The 10253-nt window shown below is 65.1% G+C and carries 9 protein-coding genes; 6 read left to right on the plus strand and 3 right to left on the minus strand.

Annotated features, from left to right (window positions below; genetic code table 11):
- Window positions 1-667 (minus strand): amidase (locus GSQ76_RS29840; protein WP_174247422.1); only part of this gene is annotated, 667 nt, incomplete at its 3' end.
- On the opposite strand from GSQ76_RS29840, the gene GSQ76_RS29845 reads away from it, so the two are divergent.
- Complete coding sequence (locus GSQ76_RS29845) at window positions 646-1563, plus strand: GntR family transcriptional regulator (protein ID WP_158747720.1); 918 nt, start codon at window positions 646-648, stop codon at window positions 1561-1563. The two genes, GSQ76_RS29840 and GSQ76_RS29845, sit on opposite strands and share 22 nt — an antisense overlap.
- On the opposite strand, the gene GSQ76_RS29850 is transcribed toward GSQ76_RS29845, so the two are convergent.
- Complete coding sequence (locus GSQ76_RS29850) at window positions 1560-3173, minus strand: ABC transporter substrate-binding protein (protein ID WP_158747721.1); 1614 nt, start codon at window positions 3171-3173, stop codon at window positions 1560-1562. The two genes, GSQ76_RS29845 and GSQ76_RS29850, sit on opposite strands and share 4 nt — an antisense overlap.
- Before the next feature lie 27 nt (window positions 3174-3200).
- Window positions 3201-4505 carry an amidase gene (locus tag GSQ76_RS29855; RefSeq protein WP_158747722.1) on the minus strand — a complete coding sequence of 435 codons (1305 nt, stop codon included), beginning with the start codon at window positions 4503-4505 and terminating at the stop codon, window positions 3201-3203.
- A 260-nt stretch (window positions 4506-4765) separates the two neighbouring features.
- On the opposite strand from GSQ76_RS29855, the gene GSQ76_RS29860 reads away from it, so the two are divergent.
- The 5 genes from GSQ76_RS29860 to GSQ76_RS29880 form a co-directional block, all read left to right on the plus strand.
- Complete coding sequence (locus GSQ76_RS29860) at window positions 4766-5827, plus strand: ABC transporter ATP-binding protein (RefSeq protein WP_254070715.1); 1062 nt, start codon at window positions 4766-4768, stop codon at window positions 5825-5827.
- A gap of 3 nt (window positions 5828-5830) precedes the next feature.
- A complete protein-coding gene (locus GSQ76_RS29865; protein WP_158747723.1) occupies window positions 5831-6817 on the plus strand; it encodes an ABC transporter ATP-binding protein in 987 nt (328 codons plus the stop codon).
- Window positions 6818-6848: 31 nt separating this feature from the next.
- Complete coding sequence (locus tag GSQ76_RS29870; protein ID WP_158747724.1) at window positions 6849-7802, plus strand: ABC transporter permease; 954 nt, start codon at window positions 6849-6851, stop codon at window positions 7800-7802.
- Window positions 7799-8713 carry an ABC transporter permease gene (locus tag GSQ76_RS29875; protein ID WP_158747725.1) on the plus strand — a complete coding sequence of 305 codons (915 nt, stop codon included), beginning with the start codon at window positions 7799-7801 and terminating at the stop codon, window positions 8711-8713. Before GSQ76_RS29870 ends, GSQ76_RS29875 begins: the two co-directional genes overlap by 4 nt.
- A gap of 82 nt (window positions 8714-8795) precedes the next feature.
- On the plus strand, window positions 8796-10253 hold a 1458-nt coding region (locus GSQ76_RS29880; RefSeq protein ID WP_158747726.1), incomplete at its 3' end, for an amidase.

Below are 10253 nucleotides of genomic sequence, written 5' to 3' on the forward strand. Positions count from 1 at the left end.
CCACCGGTCGGTCCACGCTGTACGGATCGCGCGGGTCGTAGCCGGCAATCACCTCATACGCATCGGCCACCAGCCTGGCGCTACGTGCGAGCGGCCCGATCGTATCGAACCGCGCGGCAGTGGGCATGCAGCCATGGTTCGACACGCGCCCCACCGTCGGCCGCAACCCGGTAACGCCGTTCAGCGCCGCCGGAATGCGAATGGAGCCGCCAGTATCCGTGCCCAGCGAAATTTCACTGAATCCTGCCGCCACGGCCGAGCCGGAGCCACCGCTGGAGCCGCCCGGGATGGCGTCGGTATTCCACGGGTTGCGGCAGGCGCCGTGATGCGGGTTCTGCGACGTTCCGCCAAAAGCGAACTCGTGCATATTGTCTTTCGCCGATAGGATCGCCCCTGAGGCACGCAGCCGGCTCACGACCGTTGCATCGGCGTTGGGCACCCGGTCCGTGAAAAAGCCGGAGCCGCGGGTGGTGCGCGTGCCAGCCGTGTCGATATTATCCTTCAGAGACACGATGGTGCCAGCAAGTGCGCCGCCAGACTTGCTGGTCGCCACCACCGCCTCCCGCGCCTGCGGCTCCATGACGGTGATGACGGCGCGCAGTGTCGGGTTGTGCTGCTGGATCCGCGCCAAACAAGCGTCGAGCCGTGCACCAGCATCTTCCATCATCGCAACTCTACCCCGTTTTACACAGAGAACGCAGGCTAGCATCACTGCCAGTTGTCGACAATCAGACGATCATACGACATGGCCACGGCGCCGTAATCGATGGTACTTATAATAAGGGACAACATCGGGCGGACAGGATCACGATGAGCAAACGGGGCGGATCGATCGAATGGGAAGTCACGGCAAGCCGCTCCCTGCCCAACATCGTGCGCGAGAAAATCGCCGAAGCCATCCGCAACGGCCATCTGCAGCCCGGCGAACGCATCATCGAAATGACGCTCGCCGAACGCCTCGGTGTCAGCCGCGGATCGTTACGTGAGGCGTTGAAGGCGCTGGAAGCGCAGCACCTGGTGGAGACGCACCGGTCCCGCGGCACCTTCGTCACCCGTGTGACGACGGTGCAGATGGCGCAGATGACTGTGGCCCGCGCCACGTTGGAGGGAATGGCCGCGCGCCTGGTGTCGGACCGCGGGGATGTGCGTCATTTGCAAGCACTCACGCGCCTACATGTGGGCATTGTGCAGGCAGCCAAGGCGGGCAATCTGGAACACATGCGCGACCTGAACTTGCGGTTCCACGAATTGGTGGTTCAGGCCAGCGGAAACGAGTTCATCCTGCGCAGTTGGCAGTCCATCAGCAGCCTCGTGCGCCTGTTCTTCCAGGAAAATAAAGCGTTCGAGGCCGATCTACGTACGGTGTTGGATAACAACAAGCGCCTGATCGCGGTGCTGAAGGGCGGCGACGGCCACATGGCGGAGCATGTGTTCCGCACCCTGATCACCCGCACCGCCGAGAAGCAGTTGCAAATTCCGCTTTCGGTTTCCGGCATCGGGCTGGAGAAGACAGAACCGAAGTCGCCGCGGCGGACCGTGAAGCCCGCCGCGGCAAGTCGCTAGCCGACCACGACCGGCGTGAGGTCCTGGAACCAACTCTGGGCTTCGACATAGCCCTTGACCTTGGGCCCTAGCGCGCGCGGGTTCAAATCGTGCACCACCCAGATCCACATCGCCTGGTCTACGATGTAGCTGTGCAGTTCGGCCAGGATCTTGTCCTGGTCGGCCGGCACGAAGGCCAGCTTGGCCTTCTGGCACAACGCGTCCGCCTTCGGATCGCTATAGCCACCCCAGTTGAAACCGGCGGGCGGCTTCATGATGCTCCACGACGTGTTGATCAGGCCAATGTCGGGATCGTAGAACGCCCAGCTATTGTTCAGCCCGCCCACGCCTTTATTCTCTGGCGCGCTAGAGCCGGCGCGGCGCCGAGCCCGCAGGGCCTCCCACTCTAGCACCTGGAATTGTAGGTCCACGCCGACATCCTGGAAGTTCTGCTGGACGAAATCGTTCATCGCCTGCGGCTGCATCTGCCCCGACCCGGCGGTCGAAATCGCGAACGTCACCTTCAGCGGTTTGGCCTTGCTGTAGCCCGCCTCCGCCAGCAGCTTGCGCGCCGCGTCGGGGTCGTATTTCAGCTCGAAGGTGGGGTTGCCGAACCAGGGATGACCCGGATACACCATGCCCTTCGCCGGCATCGCAAGCCCGCCCAGCAACCCGACCAATCCGTCCCGGTCGATCGCCAGGTTCAGCGCCTTGCGCACGCGAATGTCGCGCATTGGCGAGCCCTCGGCGAAGTCCAGGATATATGGCCAGATATGCGGGTATTTGTTTGTGACGATTTGCATCCCAGCACTCTTCAGGTGGTCCACCGCGTCCGGAGGCGGTGCCTCGATCCAATCCACCTGGCCAGATAGCAGGGCCGCGACCCGCGTGTTGGCGTCCGGCACCGGCAGCATGATCTGCCGGTCGGATTTCGGAATACGCTTCGGGTCCCAGTAATTCGCGTTGCGTATCACCTCCACCCGGGTGCGCGGCACGAGCTGGTCCAGGATCCACGGGCCCGTGCCGGATGGTTTCAACGCCACCTTGTTCCAATCCTTGCCCAGCTTTTCCCAATTGGCCGGGCTGGACATGTAGACGTTGGCAAGTTGATACGGGATCACCGCATCGGCCCGGATGCCGGTGATCTCGACCGTCATATCGTCAATCTTGCGATAGGATTTGACCGGCGCCATGTAGGTGGCGCCCTGTGCTGCCTGCGCCGGATCGAATTGCGGGGCGTCCTTGTTGACCAGCTTATCGAAGTTGAACACCACGGCGTCCGCATTGAACAGCGATCCGTCATGGAATTTCACGCCCGGCCGCAGCTTGAACGTCCAAACCAAATGGGTCGCATCGTCCACCGACCAGGACAACGCCAGGCCGGGTTGCAGCTTCGCCGGCTCGTCGCTCTTGGACAGGTCCCAATTGATCAGTGCGTCATAAAGCTGCAGGCCAATAAAGCGCTGGCCCTCGCCACCCTGGCTGGGCTGCCCGCTGGTCAGCGGAATATCCGCCACCGTCATGGCAACGCGCAGCACCTTCTCCGGCGCGGCATTCGCCTGGGTGCTGGGAAGGGCGGCCGCAGCCGCGGCGGCGGAAGCGGAGGCGAGAACGATACGACGGGATAACATAGGCGGCACTCCTGGAAAGTTCGCGCGTCAGCCGCGTGCGAGGGGGGTTATGTCGAGGACGGGAGCGATGGCTTTCGCCATGGCGAGCAAGCGGGCGTCGCCGAAGCGCGGGCCGACCACCTGCAGCCCGAGCGGTAGGCCCTGTGGCCCACGCCCGGCAGGGATGCCCACGCAAGGCGCGTGCAGCAGGGTCCAGCTTTTATTGAAGATGTGGTCGCCGGTAGTGTGCAGCCCAAGGGGCGCCTCGCCCGCCGCACCCGGCGTCAACACCAGATCCAGCGTGTCGCCGAAGATCCCGTCGAATTGCGGCCGTAACGCGTCTGCCACGGCGTACTGCGCTAGCAGGCTTGCAGGGGTGATCTGCATGACGTTTTCCACTTTGTCGCGGAAATCCTGGCCAAGCTTTTCATACGCCCCGAGATATTCCGGCAGGAACGCCGCCCTACCCTCACCATGCATGATGATTTCCTGCGCATCCGCTAGCTTCGCGAAACCGGCCGGCAGAGGCGCGTCGGTCACGACGGCGCCTGCCGCCTCCAGCCTGCGCCCGGCGGCATACAGCGCTTCCTGCATCGCCGGCTCGGCATGGCCCCACTGCGGACTCTCGCACAGCCCGATGCGCAGGCCGCGCAATTCCACCGGCGACATGCTGTCGATCCCGGGCAGGCGGAACGCCTCTGCCACCAGGATCAGGTCGTCGACCGAACGGCCATACCAGCCGATCGTGTCCAGCGTATGCGAATACATCTTCGCACCCTCACGGCTGACGGCGCCGTGGGTCGGCTTGATGCCGTAAATGCCGTTGAACGATGCCGGGCGAATGTGCGAGCCGCCGGTTTGCGTGCCGAACGCCAAGGGCACCTGGAAATCGCCCACCGCAGCGCCGGAGCCGGAGGACGAACCGCCTGGCGTATGCGCGCCGTTCATCGGGTGCCGTGTGGCAGCCTTGCGGCCGCCGGACGCGAACTCCACCGTGTCGGTCTTGCCCAGAATGATCGCGCCGGAATTGCGCACCACTGCCACGCAAGCAGCGTCCCGGCCGACCTGCATTTCCTGATACAAGGGCGAGTTCTGCGTCGTCGGCATGTCGGCGGTGTCGATCACGTCCTTCACGCCGAACGGAAGCCCGTGCAGCGGGGAGCGCCGTGGCAGCTTGTCCAGCTCCCGCGCCAGACGAATGGCGCGATCGGGGTCGACATACAGCCAGGCATGCACCGTAGGCTCACGCTCCGCAATGCGGGAGAGACACGAGCGAACAAGGGCTTCAACCGTCAACTTGCCTTGCGCGATGAACGCAGATGCCTCGGACGCGGTGAGGAAGCACGGGTCCATATGGGCTATACTCCTGGCGGTTTGCGCCGGGCTCAACGCATAATCCGTGCCAACCGCGCTATTAGGAAATCCCTTGGCAAGCCCGCCTTGGGGCCATCCGGGCGCGCCCGGATTTATGGCAGTTGTACAGACAAATGCGCAGTCGCTGGTCATCTGCGCCCGCGCTGGCCCCGGCCTCGCGGCTCAGCGGTTGGCCCACCTCTTGCACGGTTGTCTCGACGCCCAACGCCTCGGGAGGCAGTTTATGGGAATGTCGAGGAGTGATCGTCCTGACGCAGACCACTGAAATCCTGCGCCAACTTCCAGATGTCGGAGGTCCGGCGCAGCCGCTCTTGACCATTCGCGGGCTAACCAAGCATTTCCCGCTACGCTCCGGCCTGCTCGGTCGCAGTACTGGCGTCGTGCAAGCGGTGGACGATATCTCGTTCGATGTCCGCAAGGGCGAGACGCTGGGCCTGGTCGGTGAGTCCGGCTGCGGTAAATCCACCACCTCCCGCCTGATCATGGCCCTGCTGGAGCCGACCTCTGGCGAGGTGATTTTCGACGGTCAGGCCGTCGGCTACGGCGGGCTGACCCTGAAGGAATACCGCCGCCAGGTGCAGATGGTGTTCCAGGACAGCTATTCCTCGCTCAACCCCCGCCTGACGGTCCGCGACAGCATCGCCTTCGCCCCCGGCGTTCACGGCGTGGCTCGGCGCAGTGCCGTCACCCGGGCGGACGAACTGCTGGAGGCCGTGGGCCTGGACCCGGCCCAGTTCGGCCCCCGCTACCCGCACGAGCTATCCGGCGGGCAGCGCCAACGCATCAACATCGCCCGCGCGCTGGCGCTGCAGCCGCGGCTACTCATCCTGGACGAGCCGGTCTCCGCCCTGGACAAGTCCGTCGAGGCGCAGGTGCTGAACCTGCTGCTGGATCTGAAGGACCAGTTCGGGCTGACGTACCTGTTCATCAGCCACGACCTGAATGTGGTCCAATACGTGTCCGACCGGGTGCTGGTGATGTATTTGGGCCGGGTGGCCGAAATCGGCCCGGTGGACACGATCTACAATGGGGCCGCGCACCCCTACACCGCCGCCCTGCTGGACAGCCGCCCCAGCATGGACCCGGATCGCCGCCGGCTCGAACCGCCGCTACAGGGCGATCCGCCCAACCCGGTGAACCCGCCCTCCGGCTGCCGCTTCCGTACCCGCTGCCTGCATGCCGAGGCGGTATGCGCCGACAAGGCCCCGCCTTTGGCGCCGGCCGGCCCCGAACATCTGGCCGCCTGCCTGATGGTGCTGCCCGGCAGCGGCCACAGCCAAGCCCCGAAATTGGCGGCGTAGATCGTGGAACCCCTGGTTCACGTCCGCGACCTGAAGGTCCGATTCGTCTCCCGCGATTCTACAGTGCATGCGGTCAACGGGGTGGATTTCGACCTCGCCCCCCGCGAAACGCTGTGCATCCTGGGTGAAAGCGGCTCGGGCAAATCCGTCACCCTGCGCTCCCTCATGCGGCTAAACCCGCCCCGGCTGACGAAAATGACCGGCACCGTCCGGGTTGGCGGCCACGATCTGGTCACCACCTCCGAGCGTAGCCTGGCCGACATCCGCGGCAGCGTCGTGTCGATGATCTTTCAGGAGCCGATGACAGCCCTGGACCCGGTGTTCACCATCGGCATGCAGATCCGCGAGACCATCCGCCGGCATGAAACCATCAGCCGGGAAGACGCGGAGCGCCGGGCGCTGGAGCTGTTGGAACTGGTTCAGATCCCGTCCGCCAAGCGCCGCCTGGCTGCGTATCCGCACGAGTTGTCCGGCGGGTTGCGGCAGCGGGCGATGATCGCCATCGCCCTGTCCTGCCGCCCAAAGCTGCTGCTGGCGGATGAACCGACGACCGCGCTGGATGCCACGGTGCAGATCCAGATTTTGCTGCTGCTGCGCAAACTGCAGCAGGACATGGGAATGGGCGTCATCTTCGTGACCCACGATCTGGGCGTCGCCGCCGAAATCGCGGACCGGGTCGCTGTCATGTATGCCGGCCGCTTCATTGAGGAGGGTCCAGTTTCCGCCCTGATGCGCGATCCACTGCATCCGTACGCGCAAGGCCTTTTGGGCGCTACGGTGCATGGCGGCGTGCGCGGCAAGCGGTTGACCACGATCCCGGGCGCGCCGCCGAACCTGGCGCAGGTGCCGACGGGCTGCGCCTTCGCCCCACGCTGTGCCTATGTCGAGCCGGCCTGCCTGGCCGCGGTGCCGGCAGCGCGCAGCCCCATTCCCGGTCGCGCGGCGCGGTGCATTCGCGTGCCCGACCACGCCGTGTCGACCGCAGCATGACGGTCGACCGGATGATCGCAAGGACGACGCCATGATCTTTTACCTCATCCGTCGTGTGCTCTATGCGATCCCGATCTCGCTCGCGGTCAGTCTCGTGTGCTTCATGCTGGTGCACATCGCGCCAGGTGACCCGATCAACGCCATCGTCCCGCCTGATGCCCCGCAGGCGGTGGTGGAGCAGATCAAGCACGAATACGGGTTGGACAAGCCGTTGCCGGTGCAGTTTGGGCTGTGGCTATATCAAGTTAGCCAAGGTGACCTCGGCCGCTCGCTGGCGACCGGGCGGTCGGTCTGGTCCGATCTGCGGCCGGCCACAGCGAACACGTTGCGCCTGGCGGTCACCGCATCGTTGATCGGGTTCGTGCTGGGGTTGATCCTCGGCGGCCTGGCCGGAACGTTCCGCGGCACCTGGATCGACCGCATCGCCACCACTTTCGCCGTCGCTGGCGTGTCGATCCCGCATTACTGGCTCGGCATGGTGATGGTCATTCTGTTCAGCGTCACCCTGGGCGCGCTGCCCGCCATGGGTGCTGGGCCCGGCGGTGCGACCGACTGGGCCTGGGACTGGGCACACATCCAATACCTCATCCTCCCGGCGGTGACGCTCAGCGTCATTCCCATGGGCATCATCACGCGCACTGTGCGCGGCGTGGTGGGCGAGATCATGAACCAGGACTTCGTCAACACCCTGCGCGGCAAGGGTATGCTGCCGCGCAACATCTTTCTCCACGTGGTCAAGAACGCGGCCCCCAACGCATTATCGGTCATGGGGCTGCAGCTTGGCTACCTAATGGGCGGGTCGATCCTGGTGGAAACCGTCTTCAGTTGGCCCGGCACTGGGTTCCTACTGAACAGCGCCATCTTCCAGCGCGACATCCCGCTGCTGCAGGGCACCATCCTCGTCCTGGCCTTGTTCTTCGTGGCGCTGAACCTGATCGTGGACCTCGTCCAAACCGCACTCGACCCGAGGATCAAGCGCTCATGAGCGGACGCACCGAAACCCTCTCGGCCGCCCAGGCAGAACTGCTTATCCAGGCCAAGGGAGCCAAGACTCGCCACCCCGGCTATTGGACTGGCGTGCTACGGCGGCTGTCGCGCGACAAGATGACGATGGTATGCCTGTCGATCCTGCTGCTGATGCTGCTGGCGATCGTGTTCGCCTCCGTCGTGTCGCCGTTCGACCCATACCAAACCAGCATGATCCGCCGGTTGAAGCCGCCGGGTTTCGCCGGACACCCGTTGGGCACGGACGAGCTGGGCCGCGACATGCTAAGCCGGCTGCTATACGGCGGCCGCCTGTCCTGGTTCCTGGGCATCACGCCGGTCGTCATTTCGCTGGTCATCGGCGGCGTGCTGGGCGTGATCGCCGGGTTCCTGGGCGGTTGGGTGAACATGGCGATCATGCGCACGACGGACGTGTTCTACGCCTTCCCCTCCGTCCTGCTGGCGGTGGCGATCAGCGGCGCGTTGGGCGCGGGCATTTCCAACGCCATTCTGTCCATGTCGCTGGTGTTCATCCCGCAGATCATCCGCGTCGCGGAAACCGTAACGACTGGCGTGCGCAACCTGGACTACGTGGAATCCGCCCGCGCCAGCGGCGCCAGTTCCATGACCATCGTGCGGGTCCACGTGCTGCCGAACGTGCTGGGACCGATCTTCGTCTACGCCACCAGCCTCATCAGCGTGTCCATGATCCTGGCGGCGGGCCTGTCCTTCCTGGGCCTGGGCACCAAGCCGCCCCAGGCAGAATGGGGCCTGATGTTGAACACTCTGCGCACCGCTATCTACTCCCAGCCGCTGCTGGCGATGCTTCCCGGCGTCTGCATCTTCATGACCAGCATCTGCTTCAACATCGCCAGCGACGGTTTGCGCTCGGCGATGGATGTTCGCAGTTGAGCGCCGCCTGACCTAACGCCGCGAGAGGAGCCCGTCTGATGACCAGCGAGCATGTGAGGGTATATTCAGCCGGGCGCCCAACGTGACCGGCGCGCTTCATGAACTCGGCCTAGCCGAGGCATCCCGGCAACTTGGCGCCGGCACGCTGTCGCCGGTGGAACTAACCCAAGCATATCTGGACCGCATCGCAGCCATCGACCCGGTCGTGAACAGCTACATCACCGTGACCGCCGACCGGGCGCTGGCCGAGGCAAAAGCCGCCGAAACCGCGATTACCGATGGCCACCGTATCGGCCCGTTGCACGGCATCCCCTACGCGCTGAAGGACATCTACGACACCGCGGGCATCCTCACCTCCGGCCACTCCGCTCGCTGCAAGACCCGGATCCCGACGGAGGACGCCACCGTCGTCCGCAAACTGCGCGAGGCAGGCGGCGTCATGCTGGGCAAATTGTCGACCCACGAATTCGCCACTGGCGGCCCGTCCTTCGACCTTCCCTGGCCCCCAGCCCGCAACCCGTGGGGGCTAACGCGGTTCACCGGTGGCTCCTCCAGCGGATCGGGCGCTGCCGTGGCGGCGGATCTGGCGCCGCTAGCCATGGGCAGCGATACCGGCGGGTCGGTCCGCCTCCCGGCCTCGTTCTGTGGCGTAGCCGGGGTGAAGCCGACCTACGGCCGGGTCAGCAAGCGCGGGATTCTGCCGCTGTCCTGGACGATGGACAATGCCGGACCACTGGCGCGCACGGTGGAGGATTGCGCCATCGCCCTGCAAGCCATTGCCGGATATGACCCGGCGGACCCGGATTGTGCCGACCGCGCCGTGCCGGATTTCCGCGCCGGGTTTGGCCAGGGTTTGAAGGGCCTGCGCGTCGGGCTGGTGCGGCATTTCTACGAAACCGACCGCCGCGCCGATGACAGCGTGGTCGCAGCCATGGATGCCAGCATGAACTTGCTGCGCAGCCTGGGTGCCACCGTCCAAGACGTGACCCTACAGCCGATCGGCATCTATCAATCCTGCCTACGCGTCATCGTGCTGGCAGAGTCCTTCGCCATCCACGGCGAACGGCTCCGCACCCATCCGGAAGAATACGGCGAGGTGTTCCGCTACAGGATCATCCCTGGCGCCTTCGTCAGCGGCATCGACTACGTCCAGGCCCAGCGCAGCCAGCGTGCCCTATTGACCGAGATGATGAACGCCTTCCACGACGTGGACGTGCTGGTGACCGCCGGCACCTGGGGCGAGGCGCCGGATCTACGCCGCATGCAGGCGGAGGCAAACTTCGCCAGCCCGCCGCTCAGCTCGCCGTTCAACATCGCCGCCATGCCCGCGATCTCCATTTGCAACGGCTTTTCACCCGGGGGCCTACCGCTGGCCATGCAGATCGCCGCTGCCCCGTTCGACGAAGTGACGATGTTCCGCGTCGCTCAGGCCTACGAACAGGCGACCCCCTGGCTAGAACGGCGTCCAGTGATCGACACCACCCGGCCGGATGTGTTGCCACCGGACCAACTCGGCCGCGAGGCGGATGGCGAAACCCGG

This window comes from Acidisphaera sp. L21, from assembly GCF_009765685.1.
Taxonomy (GTDB): Bacteria; Pseudomonadota; Alphaproteobacteria; order Acetobacterales; family Acetobacteraceae; genus LMUY01.

What these genes read in the sequence shown, in the direction of transcription:
- GSQ76_RS29875 (WP_158747725.1), top strand. Translation starts at nt 7,799, where the DNA reads ATGAGCGGACGCACCGAAACCCTCTCGGCCGCCCAGGCAGAACTGCTT.
- GSQ76_RS29870 (WP_158747724.1), top strand. Translation starts at nt 6,849, where the DNA reads ATGATCTTTTACCTCATCCGTCGTGTGCTCTATGCGATCCCGATCTCG.
- GSQ76_RS29855 (WP_158747722.1), bottom strand. Translation starts at nt 4,505, where the DNA reads ATGGACCCGTGCTTCCTCACCGCGTCCGAGGCATCTGCGTTCATCGCG.
- GSQ76_RS29850 (WP_158747721.1), bottom strand. Translation starts at nt 3,173, where the DNA reads ATGTTATCCCGTCGTATCGTTCTCGCCTCCGCTTCCGCCGCCGCGGCT.